The organism is Acinetobacter sp. WZC-1 (assembly GCF_052544965.1).
On record NZ_CP199370.1, the window covers coordinates 2,945,838 to 2,970,067 of the forward strand.

The following is a 24,230-nucleotide window of genomic DNA, read 5'->3' on the forward strand; positions in this document are numbered from 1 at the left end:
CAATAAAAGGCATTCACCGCAGTGAAAAAAAGCGAGTCCGGCAGAACATCAGATGGACGCTGATTGCATTATAATTTAAGTGAATTTAATCAACAGTTTGCTTACTGTAAATTTCAGTCATGCTCATCAGTCAGAATTTTTGGCAATATAATGCAGGCTGATTAAGCGGGAAACGACCAGTGCCAGATACATCACCCCGCCAAACATCTGCAACATGGCAATCACCCGGGCGGCGGCACTTACAGGCATTAAATCCGACAATCCTGTTGCGGACTGCAGGCTGACACTGAGGAATAACAGATCCAGCCAGTTCTGATCAACCCCGGGATGCATTGTATTCATAAAGCTGTGAGGCACCAGCATCTGACACACGCTGTATAAGAATGCAAAAGCCCAGGCAATCAACGTAAATACCGCAGCTGCAGCAAATAACTCATCTTTGGTCACATAGCGATCGGCAAACATATAACGCAACAGCCCATAAGCCGCACAGAAATAAGCCATTGCCTCGAACAGATGTGCTGCTACCTGAATATATGTCGGGCTATAACCGATCAGAATAAAAAAGGAAAACAGGCAGGCACCACTGACAAAAAACAGCCCCAGTGCAGTAAAAACCGGGGTTTGGCGAATAACTTTTGCAATAATGAGTAATGCCAGTACCCCCAGCGCCCAGATAAATGCCTGATAGTTCCGACTGTGCAAACCTGTCGCAGATAAAATCAGAATAAAGAACTGGACCAGCAGGAGCCAGACGGAAGGTAATGATTTAACAGCTTTCCAGTAATCAGCAAGGATCTGCATGTCTTATCCATGTTATTTTTGTCATGAAATTAACATTAGCATAATCAGCCGCAGAACAGACAGCAGGCTGGTGGCTGATCTGATCAATGGCAGGTACAGAAAGTGTAATCTTAAATATAACCGCCCATCAGCCACAGTCGATCAGCCGGCAGAGGAGAAGACCATGCCGGGGCAGACCTATAAGATTCATCATGAGGCGCTGAACTTTTTAAACGCTAAGGATCAGTGCCCCATTTTAGATTGCTGCGCCCGTCACTCAGTCAGTGATCTGATGCACCGGATGCACCAATCCCTGTCATTGAACGTACAAATTGTGCATCAAACGCTTTGCGTTCCGCCTGAGCACGTGCTGAATGGTCTGTAACCGAAAACAACCAGCAGCAGAAGAACGCCAGCGGCATGGCGAAAATCGCCGGGCCATTGAATGGATTGACCGGAGTTTCTGAAATATTCAGGGTATCCACCCACACTGCCTTAGACAGAATGATTAAAGTCACTGCAGTGACCAGGCCGGCAACACCCCCCACAACCGCCCCGCGTGTGGTGAGACCTTTCCAGAACATGGAAAGCACAAGAATGGGGAAACTGGCACAGCAAGCCACTGCAAATGCCAGACCCACCATAAAGGCAACGTTCTGTTTTTCAAATAAAATACCCAGGATCATGGCAAAAACGGCAAGTCCGAGCGTTGCAATTTTGGACATGCGCAATTCAGACTCAGGCGTGGTCCTGCCTTTTTTAAATACGTTGGCATATAAATCATGTGAAATTGCCGAAGCCCCGGACAGGGTCAGGCCGGCAACCACCGCAAGAATGGTTGCAAACGCCACTGCAGAAATGAAGCCCATAAACAGATCACCGCCCACCGCATCACTCAGATGCACCGCGGCCATGTTATTGCCACCGACCAGCTCAAGCTTTCCAGTCACAGCAGCTCTGGCAACATCCAGAAACTGCGGATTATTGGACACAAACAGAATGGCACCAAAACCGATAATAAAGGTCAATAGGTAGAAATAGCCAATAAAACCGGTCGCAACCACCACAGACTTGCGCGCCTCCTTTGCATCCTTCACGGTAAAAAACCGCATCAGAATATGCGGTAAACCGGCCGTTCCAAACATTAAGGCCAGCCCCAGCGACAAAGCGTCAATCGGATTGGCTGCCAGGCTGCCAGGCCCCATGATCTTCGCTGCCTCCTCAAAACTGATATTGCGCACCTGACCATAAACCTCAATGGCCTGATAAAACATATTCGAAAAGTTATATCCCACCGAGTGCATCACCATCAGCGCCATGAATGTGGCACCGGACAGCAGCATGACCGCCTTAATAATCTGCACCCAGGTGGTCGCCAGCATGCCACCAAAAATGACATAGGCCATCATCAGCAACCCCACAATGATCACAGCAAAATTATAATTCAGACCGAATAAAAGTTTAATTAACTGGCCGGCACCCACCATCTGCGCAATCAGATAAAAAGCAACCACCACCAGTGAGCTGACCGCAGCCAGGGTCCGGACCGGCTTTTCCGCGAGTCGAAAGGACACCACATCCGACAGATTGTATTTCCCCAGATTACGCAAGCGTTCCGCCACTAAAAATAATACAACAGGCCAGCCAACCATAAACCCGAGTGAATACAGTAAGCCGTCAAAACCTGAACTGAACACCATGGCCGAGATCCCCAGAAAGGATGCTGCCGACATATAGTCGCCTGCAATTGCAAGGCCATTCTGAAAACCGGAAATTCCTCCGCCAGCCGTATAAAAATCACGATTATTTGTGGTCTGCTTTGCGGCCCAGCGGGTAATAAACAGCGTCAGCCCCACAAAAATAATAAACATGATAATGGCATGCCAGTTGGTTGCCTGCTGTTCTGCCACGCCCAGATCCGGCGCTGCCAGTGTCACTCCGGCATATAACAATGCGGATGCCCCAATGACTTTATGTTTGAATGCATTCCATTTCATCTTATTTTTTCCCTTGCTCATCGGCAATGGCCTCCACTTCCCTGATGGCGTCCTGCGTCAACTGATCCAGCTGATGATTGGTGATGTAGGCATACACTCCACACAGCAAGAAGGACAGCACAATAATGCCCAGACCCAATGGAATACCCAGCGTGATCACTGTTCCATTCAAAGGTCGCATTAACAATGCCTTGTCATAGCCCACCAGCAGCATGAATCCGACATAAACAAATAACATAATGGCGGTCAGTATCCAGCTGAGCCGGCTTTTCCTGGCCACCATATCCTGAAATCCGGGATTTCGTAAAATTGCCTCAACCTGCTTTTCATCCATAACGCGACTCCTTGTCCATTGTATTCATCACCTTATCCGTAGTTACTGTTTTGCATTTTTTATATCGTTGCTTTTATTCACTGACCAGCTTAACAATGTTAGATACCACCCGTAACTTAGACTTTGGTCGTTAAATTCTGACCAGCATAGCTGCAGCCGGACCACGATGCGTTATCATGGTTTCTGAATTTTTAACCGTAGTGCCTATGAACAGCTGGTTGATTATTGGCGTACTGGCCGTCTATATTCTGATTTTATTCGCCTGCGCTTTCTTTGGTGAAAGACATGCCAGCCGACTGGGTTCGCGTGGCCGCATGCTGCTTTTCAGCCTGACGCTGGGGGTATATTGCTCATCCTGGACATTTTACGGTGCAACCGGTGCCGCGGTCCGTGAGGGTATTCTGTTCTTGCCCATCTACCTGGGGCCACTGCTGTTTATCGGGCTGGGCTATGACATCTGGCGCCGACTGGGACGAATCCGGCAACATCATGCCATTTCATCCATTGCCGATTTTATTGCTGCCCGTTATGGCAAAAGCGGTGCGCTGGCCTCGCTGGTCACCATCCTTGCGGTAATTGCCATTATTCCCTATCTGGCCTTACAGCTGCGGGCCATTGCCCTGAGTGCGTCGGTAATGCTGGACACCAATACTCAGCTGGTTTCCACCACAACCAATGGCGTGTTGACCCTGACAGCTGTGCTGGCCATCCTGGCCATGATGTTCGGTACCCGTCAGATTGCCAGTACAGAACAACACGGCGGGCTGATGCTGGCCGTGGCCCTTGAATCATTTGTCAAACTGTTTGCCCTGCTCTGTGTTGCGTTTTTCTTTATCTTTGAAAACCCACAGAATATTGTGCAGATTTCCGCTGATACTGCACAGATATTTCAGCAGGTCCAGCGGTCCGGAGTGCCCGAAACCTTCTGGATACAGACCCTGCTGGCAGGCCTGGCCATGATCTGTCTGCCACGCCAGTTTCATGTGGCTGTGGTGGAGTTAAAGGATGAAAAGCATATCCGGGGTGCTTCCCGCTGGTTTGCTGCCTATCTGATTTTAACCATTTTTGCCATTGTGCCCATTGCCAGCTGGGCACTGCATGCCACACCCAACTATCTGAGCATTCCCGATGTTGCAGTGCTGTCACTGCCGCTCAGTTATGATCAGCAATGGCTGACTTTACTGGCCTTCCTGGGTGGGTTTTCTGCATCCACCGGTATGCTGCTGGTTTCTTCCGTGGCGCTTTCAATCATGCTCAGCAATGACCTGATCATTCCGACCCTGTGGCGGTTCAACATGCTGCCCCGTCATCATAAGCACCTGCCTCAGGTACTCAAACTGACCCGCCGGATCTGTATTCTGGCGGTGATGCTACTGGGTTTCCTGTTTTTTCATTTCTTTAATGATATTGACCAGTTATCCACTTTCGGTCTGCTGGCATTCAGTGCTGTTGCCCAGTTCGCCCCGGCCCTGATCGGTGGCCTGTACTGGCGTGGCGGCAGTCGTCAGGGCGTTTACGCCGGACTGGTTGCCGGGTTTATTTTATGGGGCTATACCCTGCTGCTGCCCACCATTTTACGCAGCCTTTCCCCGGAATATGGTCATTTCGCCCATCAGTTCCTGCAACAGGGGCCACTGGGAATGACATGGCTCAGGCCTGAAGCCCTGCTCGGTTTTGCATCGTTTGCCCCATTGACCCACGGTGTCAGCTGGGCACTCGGCCTGAATATTCTGCTGTATATCTGGGTCTCACGAATTTACCGTCCCGGGATTGCAGAACAGATTCAGGCAGAAAACTTTTTTTATTATGAGACGCATGATGACACCCGGTCACTGCTCACTCAGCAAACTTCCGGGGATTTAAGCTATTTACAGCACGATATCACCCGTTTAAAGGTCGGTGACCTGATTGCCCTGGCACAGCGCATTACCGGAAAGGCGCATACCATGCATGCGTTCCGGCAGTTTTGCAGTACACATCATCTGAGCCTCAATGCAAACAGCCATGCCAATGGCATGTGGTGGCGTTTTACCGAACAATATCTTGCCGGCACCATTGGTACTGCATCAGCACGGACGCTGTTAACCACAGCAATGGTCAATAATGGCCTTGCATTGGGGCAGGTTGCCAATATCCTGGATCAGGCTTCACAATGGCAGCGTTTTAATCAGAATCTGATCATGACCATGATGGATCATATGACTCAGGGCGTGAGTGTGGTCGATGAACAGATGTGCCTGGTCTCCTGGAATCATCAATATCTGACTTTATTTGATTATCCCAGGGACCTGGTATATGTCGGTTGCCCAATTGCTGATCTGATCCGCTACAATGCTGAACGTGGTGAATGCGGTCCCGGTTCCGTGGAGGAACACGTCCGTAAGCGGATTCACTGGATGAAAGCCGGCAGTGCCCATGAATTTGAACGGGTACGTAAGGATGGACGGGTGATTCAGATGCGTGGCCATCCAATTAGCGGAGGAGGGTTTGTCACAACCTTTGCCGACATTACCGCCTTCCGTGAAAATGAAGCCATACTGGAAGCTCGGGTGCAGGAGCGGACCCGCCAGCTGGTGGACGCACTGACAGAACAACAGCTGGCCCGTGAACAGGCGGACCTGGCCAATCTGTCAAAAAGCCGCTTTATTGCTGCGGCCAGTCATGATTTGCTGCAGCCCATGCATGCTGCCCGTCTGTTCAGTACCGTGCTTGAACAGAATGCGCAGTCCAGTGAAGATCAACAGACCCTGCAACAACTGGATCGTGCCCTGCATGGTGCAGAAAGCATGCTTTCCGCGCTGCTGGATATTGCCCGGCTGGAAAGCGGCAGCATTCAACCCAGACGACAGGCCTATGCACTGCAGCCCTTGCTCCGGGACCTGGAATTGCAATTTAAATCCATTGCCATACAGCGCAATATCACCCTGAGCGTCCATGAAACCAGCTGCTGGATTGATACCGATCCGCAATGGATCCGGCGCATCATTCAGAACTTTATCAGCAACGCCCTGCGCTATACCGCAACAGGCCGGGTCATTGTCGGCGTACTGCGCTGTGCTGAACGTCCACAGCATATCCGCATTGGTGTCTGGGACACCGGCCCCGGGATTACAGAAGAACAGCGGATCAGATTGTTTCGGGAATTTGAGCGCTGTGGCCATACCTCGCCCTGGGGTGAACAGGGGCTGGGACTCGGACTGGCGATTGTACAGCGCATGGCTTCACTGCTTGATTATCCCGTCCATGTCTATTCTGCTTCAGGTCAGGGCGCCTGTTTCATGATTGAAGTCCCACTGGCCAGACCTGAAACCATGACAGCGCCAATGCAGACCATACCGCTGAAAACCCACACCTATCACATTCTGTGCCTGGATAATGATGACACCATTCTACAGGGCATGTCGGCCCTGCTGACCAGATGGGGTTATCAGGTGCTGGCTGCAACAGAACCCGGGGCGGCGCTGCAGATCATTCAGCAACAGCAGATACAGGTCTGGCTGGTTGATCAGCATCTGGATCATCCACAATCCGGTCTGGCGTTTATTCAGCAACACCGCCAGCCTGGAGTGCCTGTAGCGTTGATCACCGCAGACTCTGACCCTGAACTTCCGCAGCGGCTCAAAGCGCTGGAGATCATGTTGTTCAGAAAACCACTCAAACCGGCAGCACTGCGCGCGTGGTTATCCGGTTTAAAACCACCGGAATCATCAGATCCATAAGCTGACAGCGAGCGGATGATGACCAGTGTTGCCTCTCAGGACAGGGGGACATGGCCAGATGGCTGACCATTGAACTACGACTGGATTCAGGCATTTTTTATACAGAATCTCACAGAGATTTAAGCAAAATGGCAATTTATTTGCAGCATCCGGCAAAACATTGTCATTCTGCATATAAAAAGCACGAAAGTGACTGACTGAAAATTTCATTAACACATTTTCCATGGCAAAGATGATCAAAAACGTAAGTAAACTTCCGCACACCTGGTTACAATTTCCAGTCAGCTGATTTTTATCAGATTAATATTGCTTTAGCCACATATAGAACTTTAGTCGTATATCTATTGCATTCCACCTGAACCATAAAATCAGGCATAACATTCAATTTTAAAATGCCTGTTTTTAAAACGCCTGCGCGCTCAGGCTGAAAAATTGTAAAAAACACAGGATCAGAACCAGTAACGAAATCAGGAGTGCCACCATGAATATTTCAGAACATGCAGTCCCGAATGGAGTGCATCAAACCCAGCAATTTCACCGCCAGTACGGTGCCAATGCCATATTACCGGAGATTGACTGGCAGGCACTTTTTAAATTCAGCAAATTAAATGAAATACATATCAAGGCGCTCAATACGCTGTATCAGAGTACCGTACCATTGGCATTACAGGTTTTTGAAGAATTAAATTTTGATGTATTTAGCCCGACCGCCTATCATCCACAGGGACTGGGCCTGTTTGACAAACTCTCACAACAGGAATCAAAACTGATTCAGACCCTGGAAGCAGAATGCGCAGGCGACTGCCAGAATGAGGAAGTCCGCCACCAGATCTGGAGCATGCTGTTACGCGGTGGTGCTGTATTGGTCTTTAAAGCATGGCTGGGTAAAGTAAAGTCAGGACAGAATGAGCTGGATATGACGCAATTCGATGAATTATCCGATTTACTGTTCATTAAAACTGCACCTGAAACATTGGCCAGCCGCTTAAAAGTGGATCCACAGGCCGACTATGAGCATATTTTCCTGATGTATGGTGATGATGTTTTCCTGGATCGTTTTAACAGTCTAGAAACTGCCGCACTGTTTGTTGATCTGGGCATTTATGATGCTGCATTTTTAGGTCTAAGGGATGACCGGGTCGCCGAGTATTTAAAATCCACTGGTCATGTCACCCAGGATCAGATTGACGATTTACAATGCGCACTGAATCCCCTGTACTGCGATAACCTGACGCCTAAGCAGGACTGTCTGGCTTGAATTTAAAAATATACCTTTACCAATGCATAAAAAACCCGGCAACCTGTGCCGGGTTTTTTATGTCGGGATCCAGGGCCGGATTTCGATTCTCCAGTAATCAGCCATGACAAAGCACGATCAGTTAACTACGATCTGCGGACCATCCTAAACACGCCGCTCTTCAATATTCAGGGCGTTAATTGCCAGTACAGCCTGGGTACGATTCTGGACGCCGAGTTTACGGAAAATCGCCGTAACATGTGCTTTTATGGTGGCTTCTGAAACACTTAATTCATATGCAATCTGTTTGTTCAGCAGACCTTCGGCCAGCATCATCAATACCCGGAACTGCTGCGGTGTCAGTAACTGCATTCGTTCAGCCTGGGCCGTTTCATCTGCTGCCCGTGGGTCAAAATGCAAGTTGCCGGGTAAATTGGCCGGCAGCCAGACGTCACCTTCCATGACCCGGCAAATCGCTTCGCCAATATGACCCGGATGTGCAGATTTTGGAATATAGCCCACGGCACCATGAGCTATGGCACGCTGCATGATGGAAAGTTCCTCATAGGCAGAGACCACAATAATCGGAATGGCAGGATACTGTGCCCGCACATAAACCAGGGCAGAAAATCCGGATGCACCCGGCAGATTTAAATCCAGTAAAACCAGGTCTGGCTCAGCGCCACTTTCCAGTCGGGCATAAAACTCATTGACCGCCGCAGTTTCATAAATCTGCGCCTGTGGCAAACTGTAGCGTATGGCCTGAATCAGCGCATGGCGAAACAGTGGATGGTCATCAACAATTAAAATATTCATAAGCGAAGCAGGATTCCTGGTTCATTCCAACTGCAGGGTAACAATTGAGGCCAGTTCCATATTAACGATTTTTCAAAAAAAGTGTCATCCAATATTCAAACCGGATCAGATTGCTTTCATCAGGCATACCATATATCTCTTTTTATTGCATGTTCGGGGCAATCGCGTCAATTGAATATTCAGCGCATTGGCCAGAATCAGGATTTGAATATCATTTTTAAATATAAGAGAAATCCACAAAAATGCAATGCATAGCAAATTTAAATATAATGTTAACAATCAACTATATATTAAAAAAATTCAGATCATTTCAGCTCCGGGACCTGAATATCTCAAAAACTGATAAATAATCTTGTTTTGCTTATTTTACAGTGCATGGCTGGATATTGATTAATAAATGGCATTCCGAGATCAATTTCAGGTTGCCCGTATGTCTACTGATTCACAGCAAAAACCCTTGAACATCGTCGCTGTTTCCGGCGGTTTAAATCATCCCTCCAAAACAGAAAGCCTGGTTCAAGCAATCCTGGACGAACTGCAACAGGCAACACCCATTCATGTTCATTTCATTAAATTCAGTGAAATTGGGCATTTACTGGGCGGCGCAATCTATCGGAAGCAATTGCCGCAGCGTATTCAGAATGATCTGGCCGCAGTGGAAGCCGCCGATGCCCTGATTGTGGGAACACCGGTGTATCGTGCGTCATTTACCGGCCTGTTCAAACACTTCTTTGACTTTGTTGAACCGACCGCACTGGTGGATGTTCCGGTATTGCTTGCCGCGTCAGGGGGCAGTGATCGCCATGCGCTGGTCCTTGAACATCAGTTGCGTCCGCTGTTCAGCTTTTTCCAGGCTCAGACCTTACCCATTGGCGTATATGCCACAGACCGGGACTTCAGCCCTGAATACAGCATCAAAAGTACGCAGATTCGTGACCGCATTACCCTGGCCATTGCCCGCGCCTTACCCATTCTGGAATGGGCACCGGCCAAGGGTCGGCGTGCCGAAGCCGTCAAAACCCGGACTGAACAGGCCAACCAGCAATTGGGCATCAACAAACAGATTGAACAGGATGAAGTGCTGCCTTCAGCAGCAGTGCCCGATCTGAATGCCGCTGAATCACGCCTGCATCATCACACAACGCACACCCCAAAACACCGGGTGGCCTGAACAACCCGCATCTGACAGAGGAAATCATCATGACTCAGCCTAAAAAACAATCACAGCAAGCCATTAAATTTGCCTATTGGGTGCCCAATGTCAGTGGCGGCCTGGTGGTGAGTCATATCGAACAGCGGACGGACTGGAGCTACGACTACAACATCCGCCTGGCCCAGGCTGCAGAAAAAAGCGGCTTTGAATATGCACTGACCCAGATCCGCTTTACCGCAGGCTATGGCGCAGAAAATCAGCATGAATCGGTCAGTTTCAGCCATGCACTGCTGGCTAAAACTGAAAAACTGAAAGTGATTGCCGCCATTCTGCCAGGACCGTGGAAACCGGCACTTGCAGCCAAGCAACTGGCCACCATTGATTATCTGACCAATGGCCGTGTGGCCATTAATGTCGTGAGCGGCTGGTTCCGTGGTGAATTCGATGCCATTGGTGAACCATGGCCGGAACATGATGAACGCTATGTCCGCTCAGAAGAGTTCATCCGCACCCTCAAGGGCATCTGGAGCACCGACAACTATAGTTTTGATGGCAAATATTATCAGTTTAAGAACTATACGCTGAAACCCAAACCACTACAGCAACCGCATATCGAAGTATTCCAGGGTGGCAGTTCACGTGCGGCACGGGATATGGCTTCCCGGGTATCCGATTGGTATTTCACCAATGGCAACAGTCCGGAAGAAATTAAAAAACAGATTGATGACATCCGTGACAAAGCCCGGATCAATCAGCATGAGGTCAAAATTGGGGTCAATGCCTTTATCATTGCCCGGGATACCGAACAGGAAGCAAAAGCCGTGCTTCAGGAAATCATCGACAATGCCAATATTGAAGCCGTCAATGCCTTTGGGGATGCCACCCGTGAAGCCGGTGCAGCGTCAAAGGAAGGAGAAGGCAACTGGGCAAAATCCACCTTTGAGGACCTGGTACAATATAACGATGGCTTTAAAACCAATCTGATTGGCACGCCTCAGCAAATTGCCGAAAGGATTGTGGAACTTAAAGCAGTGGGCGTCGATTTAATTCTGTCAGGCTTCCTGCACTTTATTGAAGAAGTGGAATATTTCGGTGAAAGGGTCCTGCCGCTGGTCAGACAGTTGGAACAGCAACAGCAGAGCCAGATCACTGCAAAATCAGCTTAATAACGGACAGATAAAGACAACAATAAATAAAAATAAGAACAGTGATGATGCAGATATTTCCCCCTGGACTCGGCCTGGGGGATTTTTTTCATGGCTGGATCTAATGCCTAAACAACTCAGGCAGATTGAATTTTCTCAACGACAGGATTTTAATTGTATTTGTTGACGGCGCTGAACAATAACACTGAACAACGCACTAATATAAGACACAGCGATCAACTTAAAAAATATAAATCAGCAGATCAGAAAAAATGCGTCATATCGAAAACAGGCATTGAATTGCTAAAAATTATAGACCATGGCGTGTACTTTGCTTAATTTACATCCGTTGTAAAACCGTAACGACTGACATGTAAATTTTATAAAAACAACGGTTGCATCCACATCAATCCAATTGAACCAATCAGACCAATATGTTGCGTATATTATTCACTGAAAAACCATTCACTCGTCTTCCTGGTGGCAATGTTTTATCCAGAGTGACTGATGGTGACTTTATTTTCTATCACCGGTGGTGTTGCGGTAGCCAATATGCTGATCTCATCTGTTGCTTTTATGGGTATGATGAAGGAACAAAAAAATGAACCCTGACTAAATACAGAGGATTGATCAGAAACCTGCCATTTTAACTCACGAATAAAAGCCTGGATCAGGCACTTTTCCAGTCAATACCCACTCACCGACTTCCTGATATTTATAATCAACCGGATCATGCAGGGTCTGGGTCCGGACATTGCGCCAGAATCTGTCCAGGTTCAGTCTGGCCGTGGTGGCACGCGCGCCCATCACCTGAAAAATATGCTGTGTGATGTACAATGAGGTATTGCTTGCGGCTATTTTTGCCGTAGCAATGGCAATGGCGGCCTCACCACGCTGTTCAGCGGTCAGCTCCGCTCCAATGTCCCAGGCTTGCTGCAGAGCCTGAATCGCTTTTTGAGTCAGTAATCGGACGCTTTCAAGCTGAACATGAAATTCGGCAAAATGCCGCTGGGTAAATGGATCATTTACAGCCTGATCAACCAGCGATTTTGACCATGCCCGTTGCCCGGAGACGGTCTCTCTAGCCACCTGAAATGCACCTTCTGCAACCGCCAGAAACAGATGCACAAAAATCAGCTGGGCAATTAAAGGACGCAAGCTGGCATACGGCGTACTTAAAGGCCCGGGATTCAGCAGTAACTCGGTTCGATGGATTTTTACCTGTTCAAAATGACTGGTACCGCTGTCTGTCTGCCGCTGTCCCATATTGTCCCAGTCCCCCAGGAAACTGACTCCTTCCCGGCTGGTAGGAATCACCCCAATCAGTAATTTCTCACTGCTGTCATAGGCCGAGCACAACAGCATATCGGAATCGATCGACCCCGAACTAAAGCTTTTATCGCCCTGGAAAATAAACTCATGTTCGGAAATCTGCCGGGCAGTGGTACGTTTATCCAGTGGATTCAGGGTGTTTCCCCAGAACAGATGCTCCCTTGCCGTTGCTTCAAACCAACCCTGATATTGCGTTGGTTGTGAAAATAACTGTACGGTGGCAATCAATAAATGATGAAACGCATAAACATGGGCAAGGGAGCTGTCCACCCGGGCAAGGATCTGAATAGTCTGAAAAATGGTGCTCCAGTCTGCGCCCTGACCACCATAGACTGAAGGAATCGCCAGACCCAGTAAGCCACTCTGGCGGATTAAATCCCGCTCAGCTTTCGGGTTTCCTCCGGCCTTATCCCGCTCAGCAGCTGTTTGTGCAAACTGTTCGGCAAGGTTCCGGGCAATATCCAGTGGTGACAGACTGAAGGACGGCTGTGGTGCATTCATGCGATGTGCTCATATTTCATCTGATGTTGAGCTTAGCAGACTGGACGCATAATGTTTATCTGAATGCCTGCTGTGTTTATTCCTGAAATAAAAATACCACCACATAATATGCTGATGGCTGTGCTGACAGTCATTTCTGTACTTTTTTAGCCCTTTTCGACGGAGCCGACCGTTTTAAAGCAAAAGACCAGAGCTCGTTGGTTCTTTTGTTGCGCCAGAAGAACCAAAAACATCCGGCAGCTGCAAAACCTGTTTACTGCCGGCACCTGAATCATTTTTTTTGCAAAAACAATCCTTTTAACATAGCACGCAGCTTGCAGCTGACACTTTCGGGTATCAGATCATGTCCTGGATCATATGCTGAATTTAAAAAATAAAAAGCCAGGCAGGCTCAGTGCGCCTGCCTCACTTCTACAATCAGCTGATCGACCACCAGCGGATCGGCCAGCGTAGAGGTATCCCCCAGACTGTCCAGCTCATTTGCTGCAATTTTTCTGAGAATACGACGCATGATTTTGCCTGAACGGGTTTTGGGCAAAGACGGTGCCCAGTAAATTGCATCCGGTGTGGCAATCGGCCCCATGACCTTACGCACCCACAGCACCAGTTCCCTGCGCAAATCTTCCGTTTCGCTTACCCCGGCCTGTAAGGTGACATAGGCACAGATTCCCTGTCCCTTAATGTCATGTGGCATGCCTACCACTGCGGCCTCAGCAACATGTGCATGCGCCACCAGTGCACTTTCAATTTCCGCAGTACCCAATCGATGACCGGAGACATTCAGAACATCATCGACCCGGCCGGTAATCCAGTAATAACCGTCCTGATCACGGCGGGCACCATCCCCGGTAAAATAACTGCCAGGATACGTTGAAAAATAAGCATCGATAAAACGTTCCGGATCACCCCAGATGGTCCGCATCTGACCTGGCCAGGAATCCTTGATAATCAGGTTTCCTTCTGCTTCTCCGCTCAGCTCCCTGCCTTCAGCATCCACCAATGCAGGCTGTATGCCAAACAACGGACGTGTTGCAGAGCCGGGTTTCAGTGCTGTTGCACCCGGCAGTGGCGAAATCAGAATTCCACCGGTTTCGGTCTGCCACCAGGTATCCACTATTGGACAACGGCTTTCACCCACCACAGTATAATACCAGTTCCACGCCTCCGGATTAATCGGTTCACCAACAGAGCCCAGCAAACGCAGACTACTGCGGTCACTTTCCCGGACAAAGGCATCTCCTTCACGCATCATAGCCCGGATCGCGGTCGGTGCAGTATATAAAATGGTGACCTTGTGTTTGTCCACAATATGCCCGGTCCGTGCCCAGCTCGGATACTGCGGAACCCCTTCAAACATGACCGTGGTGGTTCCATTGGACAGTGGGCCATACAGTACATAGGAATGCCCGGTGATCCAGCCGACATCGGCCGTACACCAGAAGACATCATCCTGTTTCAGATCAAATACTTCCCGGAACGTGGCATTGACATAGGTCAGGTAGCCACCGGTCGTATGCAGAACGCCCTTGGGTTTGCCGGTTGAACCTGAGGTATACAGAATAAATAATGGATCTTCGGCATTCATCGGCTCAGGCGGGCAAAGCTCATTGACTGTCATGATTTCCATGTGATACCACAGATCACGACCATCCTGCATACTGACCGGATTGCCGGTACGATGCACCACAATCACCGTCTGCACCGTATCTGTCAGGTCCAGTGCCAGTGCTGCATCCACATTTTCCTTGAGGGGAATCTGTTTGCCACCACGCATCCCGGCATCGGCCGTAATCACAATCTTTGCCTGGCTGTCCTCAATCCGGCTGGCCAGTGAATCCGGTGAAAAACCGCCAAACACCACACAATGCACCGCGCCAATACGGCTACAGGCCAGCATGGCAATTGCGGCTTCCGAAATCATGGGCAAATACATCACCACACGGTCACCCTTCTGTACGCCATGTTTTTTAAGCACATTGGCAAAACGACAGACTTCGGCATGCAACTCTGCAAAGGAAATAATTTTATGCCGCGACGGATGATCCCCTTCCCAGATAATCGCCGGCTTATGCGGGTGTTCCTTCAAATGCCGATCCAGACAGTTTGCACTGACATTCAGTTCGCCGTCTGCAAACCATTCAATTTTAAAATTGTCCCGGTCATAACTGGTGTTTTTCACCTGGCTAAACGGTTTCATCCAGTCAAGTTGTTTTGCCGCCTCAGCCCAGAACTCAGCCGGATGTTCAATGGATTGCTGATAGCGCTCAAAATATTGCTGTTCATTGGTCCGGGCTGTTTTTGCAAACGCTTCCGGGACTGGATAGATTTCATTCATATTGACTTCCCTGTGCCTGTTCATCTCATTACAGGAGATATTGCGCATATCATGCTCTGATCAGGTTTCAGTATGAAGATACTGTAAATATCAGAACAATTGTGCTTTGGTCGTAGACCAGATTTTCCGGTGGCCCGCCTGGCGCTGATGGCTTTTAAACCATATGAATATGCCGTCTGTACCGTTTTAATCTTATAATTAATCTGCATCAAAGTGGAAGATTTTTAACGAAACACAACAGTGCACCGACAGCATGTCGGGCCTGTGATTGATATAGTTGATTTCAGAAAAATTTCAGGCAAAATATTGCAATTTTTTATGGATATGAATGTGGCTGAAGAGGCAACCAAATTGAATACTGTGGTACAGGATACATCTCAACTGATACATACCGCCGGTGAAAAAACTGCACAATCGGTATTGGCGCATACCGCCAAATATCATGACACTTATACAACGATTGATAAAATCGTGGATGGCTTCTGGGATCGTTTGCCCTATCTGTGTATCGCAGTTGTTGTCCTCATTATTTTCTGGTTGTTATCCCGCCTGTTTAAATTTTCCATTCGCAAAACCCTGGAAAACCGCTCCTATACCCGCCAGAACCTGGTATTGGTGCTGAACCGTGTCGGCAGTTCCATTATTATTTTCTTTGGTTTTCTAATTGCCATGGTCATTGCCATTCCCGGCTTTACTCCCGGGCAGTTAATGAGCGCCCTGGGGATCGGTTCGGTTGCCATTGGTTTTGCATTTAAGGATATTTTCCAGAATATGCTGTCCGGTGTACTGATTTTACTGGGTGAACCTTTCCGGATTGGTGATGATATTATTGTCAACAGCATGGAAGGAACCGTTGAGGATATTCAGATCCGGGCCACTTTTTTACGTTCATATGACGGACGCCGCATTGTCATTCCCAACGCCACGGTCTACACCAGCCCGGTCACGGTCAATACCGCCTATCAGCGCCGCCGCTGTGAGTTTGTGGTCGGTATTGGTTATGACGATGATGAACAGAAAGCCCGCGAGATTATCCTGGCCATTCTCGATAAACACAGAAATGTCCTCAGCCAGCCGGGTTTTTCAGTCAATGTCAGTGCACTGGCAGACTTTTCGGTCAATTTAACTGTCCGCTGGTGGATTGATACCACAGAAACCAATATCCCGGCATCTGTCAGTGAAATTCAGGCTGAAGTGAAACAGGCCTTCAATGAGCACGACATCAATATTCCATATCCGGTTCAGGAGGTGAAGGTTCACCGTGATCATCCTTATGTCAAACCGGACGAGTCAGACAAACAGCCGACCTAATACATAGGAAATCGCTGTTTCTGTCCTGAAAATACGGTTGCCCAGACTGACTGCCTGGCAACCGTTTTTTATGAGTAAATCAACTTCATAGGGAATGAATCCCCCTTCCGGGCCAATCACAATGCTGCACGCCTGATCAATGGCACAGGGCATGGGATTGTCTGCATGGGGATGTGCCGCATAGGCCGGCCGATCCGCAGTGATCAATGTGGGCAACACATCTTCCACAAAGGGTTTAAAGCGTTTATAAAACTGAACCTCCGGGACGATGGTATCCCCGGCCTGTTCCAGGCCCAGCGTCACATAATGATCCAGCTGCTGTAAAAATGGGGTCTGCCAGTAACTCTTATCGACCCGATAACTGTGCAATAAAATAATTTTTTCCACCCCCAGCGTCACACTGTCCATAATCAGACGTCGCAGCACTTTCGGTCTGGGCAGCGCAACAATCAGCGTGACCGGCAGCTTGTCCGGTACAGCCTCTTCCGTCAGTGGCCTGAGCTGGATCTGTTGCTCTGAAATTGCCGTCACCTCGGTCAGATAACGCAGTCCACCACGAATACCGACTTTCAGTGTATCTCCCGGCTGCACATTAACATGCGTGGTCAGATGTTCCAGCTGGCGCCTGCAACGGATCGACCATGGTTCGGATACGGCCTGTTCAGGCTCAAGCAGAACAATATTCATTACAGCAACACCCTTAAAGATAGCTATTGATCATCTGGATATGCCGATACAGTGAGCCCTTATTCTGCTCCAGTACCGCATTTGCATGGGTCACCAGCCGGGCGGCCAGTTGTTTATCATTCAAATACTGTCTTAACCATTCGGCGGCCTGTTCAGCATCTGTTGCAACCCGGACCGCATCTGCCTGTAAAAACGCATCCACAATGCTCTGGAAGTTAAAATAGTGGGGACCTGTCACGGTGGGAACCTGCAACACCATCGGCTCCAGCAGATTATGCCCACCACCGGGTGTATTTAAAGAACCACCGACAAAACAGGCCTGACTTAAGGCATACCATAACCATAACTCGCCCATACTGTCTGCCAGATACACCTGAGTATCCTGCTGAATCGACTCGCCCCGGCTGCGGCGACGCGTGCGCAGGTTCAGACTTTGTGCAAGCTGGAAAACTTCGTCAAACCGTTCAGGATGACGTGGCACCACAATGCAAAGCAACTCCGGATGATCCATGAAATCAGCTTTCAGTGCAGACAGCAGTTTCTGTTCTTCCGGTGCATGTGTACTGGCAATGGTTATGATTTTTCGGGACGCAAGCTGCCAGTCCTGCTGTAACTGATGCGCCTGCAACAAAAACTGTTCAGGCGCCTGTATATCAAATTTAATGCTGCCGGCTACGATGGTTTTCTGTGGCGGCATGCCCAGTTCAATAAAGCGCTGCTGACTGACCTGGTCCTGCGCCAGTAAATAATCCAGTCCCTGCAACATGGAACGGGTCAGACCGGGCACCCGGGCATAGCCCCGCGCAGATTTTTCGGACAGCCGGGCATTGATCAGCAAACACGGTACATGCAGCTGCCGGGCCTGATTAATTAAATTTGGCCACAGTTCCGTTTCCACCAGAATCAGCAGTCTGGGCTGGTACTTTTCGTAGAATGTACGCAGCAGCTGCACCTGATCTGCAGGTAAATACACGGCCTGAAATAAGCGTTCATAGCATGCTTTTAAAAACAATGCCCGGGCACGCGCCTGACCGGTTGTGGTGGTATTGGTCACCAGCACCGCATGCCCGGCGTTCAGATAATGTTCAATTAAAGGCTGTGCTGCATTGGTTTCCCCCACGGATACAGCATGAAACCAGATTACATTTTTATTCAGGGCCGGCTGAAAAGGACCAAAGCGCTCCACGCATTCCTGATGGTACTGAGCCATATTCAGGGCACGTTTTTTGATCCGCCACTTATACAACGGCTTGATTATGGAAAGTGCTGCGTTATACCAGAAAGGAGTGGCCAAAGCATATGTCCCGCATCAGATGCAAGCGGCAAATATAACAGAGCATGATTCAGTTGTTAATGAATCATGCCCGGAAATCTTTTTATTTTCGTGATCTGATTTTCATCATCAAAGTTTCACAATCGAATTTTCATGATCAGATGTGCAGGCAGCCAGTATCAACCTGCAACAGAAATTTCAGCCAGCGCAGGATAATCCGTATAGCCTTCTGCACTGCGCGCACCAATCATGTTCTCGAGCTTCAGTTCATTTAACGGCGCATCCTGGATCAGACGTTCATACAGATCCGGGTTGGCAATATAAGCCTTACCGAAGGAAACCGCATCCGCCTTACCTGCATGCAGCAGATGGACTGCATCTTCACGACTCAGACGCATATTGGCAATATAAGGCACACCCTGTGAACGTGCCTGCATATATTCACTGATGCTGTCTTCAGCCAGATATTCCCGGGTAAAGAAAAAGGCAATTTTGCGCTGCCCCATCTGCTCCATCACATAACCGAAGGTTTCACGTGGATCATCATCGCCCATATCATGCTCATCACCCCGTGGCGCCAGATGAATACCAACCCGGCCGGCACCCCATACCTCAATCAGGGCATCCATGACCTGCAATAACAGCCGGGCCCGATTTTCCACTGAACCACCATATTCATCTTCACGGTGATTGGTTGAACTTTGCAGAAACTGGTCAATCAGATAGCCATTGGCAGCATGCAGTTCAACACCATCAAAGCCGGCAGCCTTTGCCCGGATGGCCGCCTGTCGGTATTGCTCCACAATCACCTGAATTTCTGAAATCTGCAGTGCCCTTGGCAACACATATTCACGCTTAGGCCGTAAGAGACTGACATAACCCTGCGGCTGGACTGCACTGGCGGCAACCGGCGTCTCGCCCTGCAGCAGGTCCGGATGTGATACCCGACCCACATGCCATAACTGAGCAATAATCAGACCATCGCGGGCGTGTACCGCCTCCGTCACCGCTGTCCAGCCCTGCACCTGAGCATCACTGAATAATCCCGGAGTGTCAGCGGTGAGTTGAGTTCAGCCATATGTGCCTCGACACCCACTGTTAATATTCAAATACATGAGATTAAAGTGAGTTTTTCAGATGTTCGATATATTGCTGAATGAGCGCTTCATTGCGTGAAAAATAAGACCACTGTCCATATTTTTCCACCTGGATCAGCCCGGCCTGTTGCAACACAGACAAATGACTGGACATGGTCGATTGCGACACTTTTCCCAGCCGTTCAATATGTCCTGCACACACACCACGCTTAAAGCCGCCATATTCTTCAGCAGACAGAAACTGTTCAGGCGTTTTCAGCCATTCCAGAATCTGCCGGCGGATCGGATTGGCCAGCGCTTTAAAGATTAAATCTATATCCATAATGAAGACACGATCAATACATGACAACGCTCAGTTCAGCATCTCGCTCCAATATATCGTATTTTTTCGATTTTAATATCGACTTTTTTAGATACATTGTAACCACAGCTGAATCGCGTTGTCCGAAGACTGAATTTAAACTTACAGGCCCTGTTTCAGACTTGCTTCAATAAACCGGTCCAGGTCCCCGTCCAGCACTGCGCCAGTATTGGAGTTCTCCACCCCAGTTCTTAAATCCTTAATCCGGGAGTCATCCAGTACATAGGAACGGATCTGACTACCCCAGCCAATATCTGATTTGGAATCTTCCATTGCCTGTGCGGCTTCATTGCGCTTCTGCATTTCCAGTTCATACAGTTTTGCACGTAACTGCTTCCAGGCGCTGTCACGGTTTGCATGCTGTGAACGCTGGTTCTGGCAGGCCACCACAATCCCGGTCGGAATATGTGTCAGACGTACTGCGGAGTCGGTTTTGTTAATGTGCTGACCACCAGCACCCGAAGCGCGGTAAGTGTCGGTACGGACATCCGATGGATTGATATCAATTTCAATATTGTCATCCACCTCAGGCGACACAAAAACCGCCGAGAAAGAAGTATGACGCCGGTTACCGGAGTCAAACGGTGATTTCCGCACCAGGCGATGCACACCACTTTCGGTACGCAGCCATCCAAAAGCATACTCACCTTCCACACGGATGGTTGCAGATTTAATCCCGGCGACATCACCATCGGAAACTTCCGCCAACTCAGCCTTGAAACCGTGACGTTCAATCCAGCGCATGTACATACGCAGCAGCATGGATGCCCAGTCCTGTGCCTCTGTACCGCCAGAACCGGACTGAATTTCAACAAAACACGGATTCGGGTCCATCGGGTTATTGAACATACGGCGGAATTCAAGCTTCGCCAATGCTTCTTCTGCAGCATCGAGTTCAGCCTGGACATCTGCAAGCAGGCTTTCATCTTCTGCTTCAACAGCAAGGTCAAGCATGGCCTTTGCATCTTCAAGCTGTTCAGCCAGGCCATCCAGCACGTTTAATACGTTTTCCAGTTCGCCTTTTTCTTTCGCCATTGCCTGGGCACGACTCTGATCATTCCAGATGGTCGGATCTTCCAGCTCACGGAGGACCTCTTCTAAACGTTCTTTCTTCAGATCGTAGTCAAAGATACCCCCGTAGTGTCTGACCACGGTCATTTAAGTCTTTCAATTGGTTTAGATAAGGATTAATTTCCACGAGCTTTTTTATCCCATAGTGAACAATTTCAAATTGGCAGGCATTCTAACACAGCACAGCCAGACTGGCGTTATTGCTTTTCAATCACAAAAACGACGACTGCAAGAATGCAGAATTTCCAGCTTCCTGTTTGATCAATTTTTAGACTGTTTTTTATGCACAAAATGCTTTTTTATTACAAATTATGTCAGGCTCTTCCCCCAAAACCCCTATCTTCATATTAAACACACAGTTTTAATAAAACAAAACATAGATTTTATTCTTATTTAATCAATATCCTATATTAATCTTATTACACAAACTTACCTTTATTACAGTTCTGTTACATCCAACAGATTGACGCACCCTATTTTTAAACTAGACTTAAGTTGTAACAAAACATGTAATTTTCAGTAAAGTTTCAAAAGGGGTAACAACCATGAAAAAATTAGCAATTGCTTCAGCGCTTTTGTCTGCCGTGACGTTCAGTATCTCCGGCACTGCAAATGCGTATCAGGCAGAAGTTGGTGGTTCGTATACATATACAGACTGGGATGATTTTGATGGAACTCACAATTTTGGACTGGATGGAACTTACTACTTCAATCCGGTTCAGGTGCGTAACTCACCATTAAATGAAGCTGCGTTCCTTGACCGGTCCAGTAATGTAAAAGCAAAAGTCAATTATGGCGACAACAGCGGTGTTGAAAATACGCAATACGGCCTTGGCGTTGAATACTTTGTGCCGAACAGCGACTTCTATATTGGTGCCAATGTCGGTCATAACAAAACTGAATTTGATGACATCAATGTCGAGAGAAAAGTCACGACCTATGGTGCAGAAGTGGGTTATTTACCTGCTCCGGGCTTATTGCTTGCTTTAGGGGTGAAAGGCTATGACGCCAAAAATGGGGATGATGGTGCCGACCCGACAGTCCGTGCAAAATATGTCACCCAGTTCGGTCAGCACGATGTTAACCTTGAAGCCTACGGTGCCTTCGGTGACCTGGACGAGTACAGCGTTCGTGGTGACTACTACATCGACAAAACATTAAGTGTTGGTGCTGACTACTATAACAACGACCTGACTGAAAGGGATGAATGGGGCATTAACGCGAAAAAATTCCTGAATCAACAGGTCAGCCTTGAAGGTCGTGTCGGATTCGGTGATGACTACAACACCTATGGTGTACGTGCTGCATACCGTTTCTAAGACTCCATAACTTTAAACATCATAAAAAACCGCTCAGCAGCTGAGCGGTTTTTTTATTGCGACAGATGCAACAGACGCAGCTGCAGACTGACATTGCCATTAAACTGGTTTTTATCCAGTTCATAAACAATATGTACAGCATCACACATCGGATCAAAGGCAAATTTTTCCTTTGCATAAAAGGCAATGGCTTCTACCGCCCGGCCATTGTCCAGCGCCAGTCGCAATTTTAAATGCGCATCCTTCAGCCATTTATAATCAAGCACCTTAAAATGCCCTTCAAATACCGGGGAAGGAAACTTCTGTCCCCACGGCCCCAGCTGTTCAAGCTGATCAATGGTTTGCAATAAAAAAGCATCTGCAGATAATTCACCATCTGTCCACAGCGTAGCCTGAAATAACGCGTCATCCACCTGCTGAATCTGCTGGATGAACAGCTCCCTGAACACGGCAAAATCTGCTTTTTTCAGGGTCAGTCCCGCCGCCGCCGCATGTCCGCCAAAATGACTGATAATATGAGGATGCTGCTCTGCAACTTTTTCAATGACATCCCGGATATGAATGCCTTCAATGGAGCGTGCCGAACCCTTGATGTGTTCGCCATCCTGATCCGCCGCAAAGACAATCGTCGGCCGATGAAACTGCTCCTTCAGACGCCCGGCAACAATGCCAATCACGCCCTGGTGCCAGTGTGGTTCAAACATGACCAGCGCTGCAGGCAAGTTATCCTGATCCAGATTTAAATGTGCCAGTTCAGTCAGTGCTTCCTGCTTCATCTGGCTTTCCACCTGACGACGTTCAAGATTTAAATCATTCAGCTGCTGCGCCAGTTGACAGGCGCTCTGCATATCGGCTGCCAACAGACATTCAATGCCGATGTCCATGGTCTCCATGCGGCCTGCGGCATTAATGCGGGGTCCCAGCACAAAGCCCAGATCCTGTGCCTTTAACTGAGATGGATCACGTCCGGCAATATCGAGTAAGGCACTGATACCCGGCCGGCACTGACTCTGCTGAATCCGTCTGACACCGGCATCCACCAGAATCCGGTTATTCTGATCCAGACTTGCCACATCGGCATAAGTACCCAGCGCTACCAGGTCGAGATACTGCACCACCCTGCATGTGGATTTTTGCAGCCCGGCACGATGTGTCGCCAGATTGGCCAGTACATAAAATGCAACCCCCACCCCAGCCAGTGCCTTGCTGGGAAACTCACAGCCCAGCTGATTGGGATTGACCACCGCTTCTGCTTCCGGTGTTGGCTTTGTAGTCAGGTGATGATCGGTAATAATCACCTGCATGGCATGTGACTGCGCCTGCCTGACCCCCGCATGACTGGAAATTCCGTTATCCACGGTGATCAGCAAATCCGGCTGATAATTGCTGTGTGCCAGATCCGCAATGGCCGGAGTCAGACCGTAACCATATTTAAAACGATCCGGCACCAGATACTCCACATGGCCACCCATTTCACGCAACACCAGCAGCATCAGTGCGGTACTGGTGGCACCATCAGCATCATAATCCCCGACAATCACGATTTTTTTCTGCTGATCAAGTGCCTGATCAATAATCTGCACCGCCTGATCCAGTCCCTTCATATCGGGTGCGACCAGATGTTTCAGTTTGAGCTGCAATTCCTGCTCAGACTGAACACCACGGCCAGCCAGAATTCGTGCAATTAAGGGAGACATCTCCGGAAAAAGTTCAGGAGAGGTCAAATAAGGGCGCTGTTTGATCTGAATGTCAGACATAT

Annotated in this window: 17 protein-coding genes and 1 pseudogene; 6 read left to right on the forward strand and 12 right to left on the reverse strand. The window is 48.7% G+C overall.

Annotated elements, in window-relative coordinates; genetic code table 11:
• Positions 1-126: 126 nt before the first annotated feature.
• From ACT6PV_RS13680 to ACT6PV_RS13690, 3 genes are all read right to left on the reverse strand, one after another.
• A complete protein-coding gene (locus ACT6PV_RS13680) occupies positions 127-804 on the reverse strand; it encodes an ion channel (protein WP_445116830.1) in 678 nt (225 codons plus the stop codon).
• Between the two features lie 260 nt (positions 805-1,064).
• Positions 1,065-2,780: a cation acetate symporter gene (locus ACT6PV_RS13685; protein ID WP_445116831.1), complete on the reverse strand. Its 1,716-nt coding sequence runs from the start codon at positions 2,778-2,780 to the stop codon at positions 1,065-1,067.
• A 1-nt stretch (position 2,781) separates the two neighbouring features.
• Positions 2,782-3,114 carry a DUF485 domain-containing protein gene (locus tag ACT6PV_RS13690; protein ID WP_445116832.1) on the reverse strand — a complete coding sequence of 111 codons (333 nt, stop codon included), beginning with the start codon at positions 3,112-3,114 and terminating at the stop codon, positions 2,782-2,784.
• A gap of 206 nt (positions 3,115-3,320) precedes the next feature.
• On the opposite strand from ACT6PV_RS13690, the gene ACT6PV_RS13695 reads away from it, so the two are divergent.
• Together ACT6PV_RS13695 and ACT6PV_RS13700 are read left to right on the forward strand one after the other, a co-directional pair.
• Positions 3,321-6,833 (forward strand): hybrid sensor histidine kinase/response regulator, encoded by a 3,513-nt coding sequence (locus ACT6PV_RS13695; protein ID WP_445116833.1) that lies wholly within the window; start codon positions 3,321-3,323, stop codon positions 6,831-6,833.
• Positions 6,834-7,314: 481 nt separating this feature from the next.
• Positions 7,315-8,091, forward strand: a complete 777-nt coding sequence (locus ACT6PV_RS13700) for a hypothetical protein (protein WP_445116834.1) — start codon at positions 7,315-7,317, stop codon at positions 8,089-8,091.
• A 144-nt stretch (positions 8,092-8,235) separates the two neighbouring features.
• Here the strand turns inward: ACT6PV_RS13700 and ACT6PV_RS13705 are convergent, their stop codons facing one another.
• Complete coding sequence (locus ACT6PV_RS13705; RefSeq protein ID WP_445116835.1) at positions 8,236-8,886, reverse strand: response regulator; 651 nt, start codon at positions 8,884-8,886, stop codon at positions 8,236-8,238.
• A 430-nt stretch (positions 8,887-9,316) separates the two neighbouring features.
• Here ACT6PV_RS13705 and msuE point away from each other — a divergent pair, with 430 nt between their 5' ends.
• Positions 9,317-10,057 carry an FMN reductase gene (gene msuE, locus ACT6PV_RS13710; protein WP_445116836.1) on the forward strand — a complete coding sequence of 247 codons (741 nt, stop codon included), beginning with the start codon at positions 9,317-9,319 and terminating at the stop codon, positions 10,055-10,057.
• A 29-nt stretch (positions 10,058-10,086) separates the two neighbouring features.
• Positions 10,087-11,205, forward strand: coding sequence for a dimethylsulfone monooxygenase SfnG (gene sfnG / locus ACT6PV_RS13715; protein WP_445116837.1), 1,119 nt, complete (start codon positions 10,087-10,089; stop codon positions 11,203-11,205).
• A 630-nt stretch (positions 11,206-11,835) separates the two neighbouring features.
• Here sfnG and ACT6PV_RS13720 read toward each other — a convergent pair.
• Positions 11,836-13,017 (reverse strand): acyl-CoA dehydrogenase family protein, encoded by a 1,182-nt coding sequence (locus tag ACT6PV_RS13720; RefSeq protein ID WP_445116838.1) that lies wholly within the window; start codon positions 13,015-13,017, stop codon positions 11,836-11,838.
• Between the two features lie 391 nt (positions 13,018-13,408).
• Positions 13,409-15,352 carry an acetate--CoA ligase gene (gene acs, locus ACT6PV_RS13725; RefSeq protein WP_445116839.1) on the reverse strand — a complete coding sequence of 648 codons (1,944 nt, stop codon included), beginning with the start codon at positions 15,350-15,352 and terminating at the stop codon, positions 13,409-13,411.
• Between the two features lie 318 nt (positions 15,353-15,670).
• On the opposite strand from acs, the gene ACT6PV_RS13730 reads away from it, so the two are divergent.
• Positions 15,671-16,663 carry a mechanosensitive ion channel family protein gene (locus ACT6PV_RS13730; RefSeq protein WP_445116840.1) on the forward strand — a complete coding sequence of 331 codons (993 nt, stop codon included), beginning with the start codon at positions 15,671-15,673 and terminating at the stop codon, positions 16,661-16,663.
• Here ACT6PV_RS13730 and ACT6PV_RS13735 read toward each other — a convergent pair.
• The 5 genes and pseudogenes from ACT6PV_RS13735 to prfB all read right to left on the reverse strand — a co-directional run bounded on the left by ACT6PV_RS13735 (position 16,643) and on the right by prfB (position 21,279).
• A complete protein-coding gene (locus ACT6PV_RS13735; protein ID WP_445116841.1) occupies positions 16,643-17,350 on the reverse strand; it encodes a 16S rRNA (uracil(1498)-N(3))-methyltransferase in 708 nt (235 codons plus the stop codon). The two genes, ACT6PV_RS13730 and ACT6PV_RS13735, sit on opposite strands and share 21 nt — an antisense overlap.
• Before the next feature lie 13 nt (positions 17,351-17,363).
• Positions 17,364-18,644 carry a 3-deoxy-D-manno-octulosonic acid transferase gene (locus tag ACT6PV_RS13740; RefSeq protein ID WP_445116842.1) on the reverse strand — a complete coding sequence of 427 codons (1,281 nt, stop codon included), beginning with the start codon at positions 18,642-18,644 and terminating at the stop codon, positions 17,364-17,366.
• 158 nt (positions 18,645-18,802) lie between these two features.
• A pseudogene (locus ACT6PV_RS13745) lies at positions 18,803-19,678 on the reverse strand (oxidoreductase); the annotation flags it as partial.
• A 64-nt stretch (positions 19,679-19,742) separates the two neighbouring features.
• Positions 19,743-20,042, reverse strand: a complete 300-nt coding sequence (locus tag ACT6PV_RS13750; protein ID WP_445116843.1) for an ArsR/SmtB family transcription factor — start codon at positions 20,040-20,042, stop codon at positions 19,743-19,745.
• A gap of 141 nt (positions 20,043-20,183) precedes the next feature.
• Positions 20,184-21,279 (reverse strand): peptide chain release factor 2 gene (gene prfB, locus ACT6PV_RS13755; RefSeq protein ID WP_445116844.1). Its coding sequence is split into 2 segments (ribosomal slippage): positions 20,184-21,206 and positions 21,208-21,279, totalling 1,095 coding nucleotides; the frame shifts between segments, so codons are not numbered across the junction.
• A gap of 418 nt (positions 21,280-21,697) precedes the next feature.
• Here prfB and ACT6PV_RS13760 point away from each other — a divergent pair.
• Positions 21,698-22,471, forward strand: coding sequence for a putative porin (locus tag ACT6PV_RS13760; RefSeq protein ID WP_445116845.1), 774 nt, complete (start codon positions 21,698-21,700; stop codon positions 22,469-22,471).
• A 53-nt stretch (positions 22,472-22,524) separates the two neighbouring features.
• Here the strand turns inward: ACT6PV_RS13760 and recJ are convergent, their stop codons facing one another.
• On the reverse strand, positions 22,525-24,228 hold the full coding sequence (gene recJ / locus ACT6PV_RS13765; protein WP_445116846.1) for a single-stranded-DNA-specific exonuclease RecJ: 1,704 nt from the start codon (positions 24,226-24,228) through the stop codon (positions 22,525-22,527).
• Between the last annotated feature and the right edge of the window lie 2 nt (positions 24,229-24,230).

Excerpts from the sequence above, each read along its gene's own strand:
- ACT6PV_RS13680 (WP_445116830.1), bottom strand. The coding sequence starts at position 804 with ATGCAGATCCTTGCTGATTACTGGAAAGCTGTTAAATCATTACCTTCC.
- ACT6PV_RS13685 (WP_445116831.1), bottom strand. The coding sequence starts at position 2,780 with ATGAAATGGAATGCATTCAAACATAAAGTCATTGGGGCATCCGCATTG.
- ACT6PV_RS13690 (WP_445116832.1), bottom strand. The coding sequence starts at position 3,114 with ATGGATGAAAAGCAGGTTGAGGCAATTTTACGAAATCCCGGATTTCAG.
- ACT6PV_RS13695 (WP_445116833.1), top strand. The coding sequence starts at position 3,321 with ATGAACAGCTGGTTGATTATTGGCGTACTGGCCGTCTATATTCTGATT.
- ACT6PV_RS13700 (WP_445116834.1), top strand. The coding sequence starts at position 7,315 with ATGAATATTTCAGAACATGCAGTCCCGAATGGAGTGCATCAAACCCAG.
- ACT6PV_RS13705 (WP_445116835.1), bottom strand. The coding sequence starts at position 8,886 with ATGAATATTTTAATTGTTGATGACCATCCACTGTTTCGCCATGCGCTG.
- msuE (WP_445116836.1), top strand. The coding sequence starts at position 9,317 with ATGTCTACTGATTCACAGCAAAAACCCTTGAACATCGTCGCTGTTTCC.
- sfnG (WP_445116837.1), top strand. The coding sequence starts at position 10,087 with ATGACTCAGCCTAAAAAACAATCACAGCAAGCCATTAAATTTGCCTAT.
- ACT6PV_RS13720 (WP_445116838.1), bottom strand. The coding sequence starts at position 13,017 with ATGAATGCACCACAGCCGTCCTTCAGTCTGTCACCACTGGATATTGCC.
- acs (WP_445116839.1), bottom strand. The coding sequence starts at position 15,352 with ATGAATGAAATCTATCCAGTCCCGGAAGCGTTTGCAAAAACAGCCCGG.
- ACT6PV_RS13730 (WP_445116840.1), top strand. The coding sequence starts at position 15,671 with ATGGATATGAATGTGGCTGAAGAGGCAACCAAATTGAATACTGTGGTA.
- ACT6PV_RS13735 (WP_445116841.1), bottom strand. The coding sequence starts at position 17,350 with ATGAATATTGTTCTGCTTGAGCCTGAACAGGCCGTATCCGAACCATGG.
- ACT6PV_RS13750 (WP_445116843.1), bottom strand. The coding sequence starts at position 20,042 with ATGGATATAGATTTAATCTTTAAAGCGCTGGCCAATCCGATCCGCCGG.
- ACT6PV_RS13760 (WP_445116845.1), top strand. The coding sequence starts at position 21,698 with ATGAAAAAATTAGCAATTGCTTCAGCGCTTTTGTCTGCCGTGACGTTC.
- recJ (WP_445116846.1), bottom strand. The coding sequence starts at position 24,228 with ATGTCTGACATTCAGATCAAACAGCGCCCTTATTTGACCTCTCCTGAA.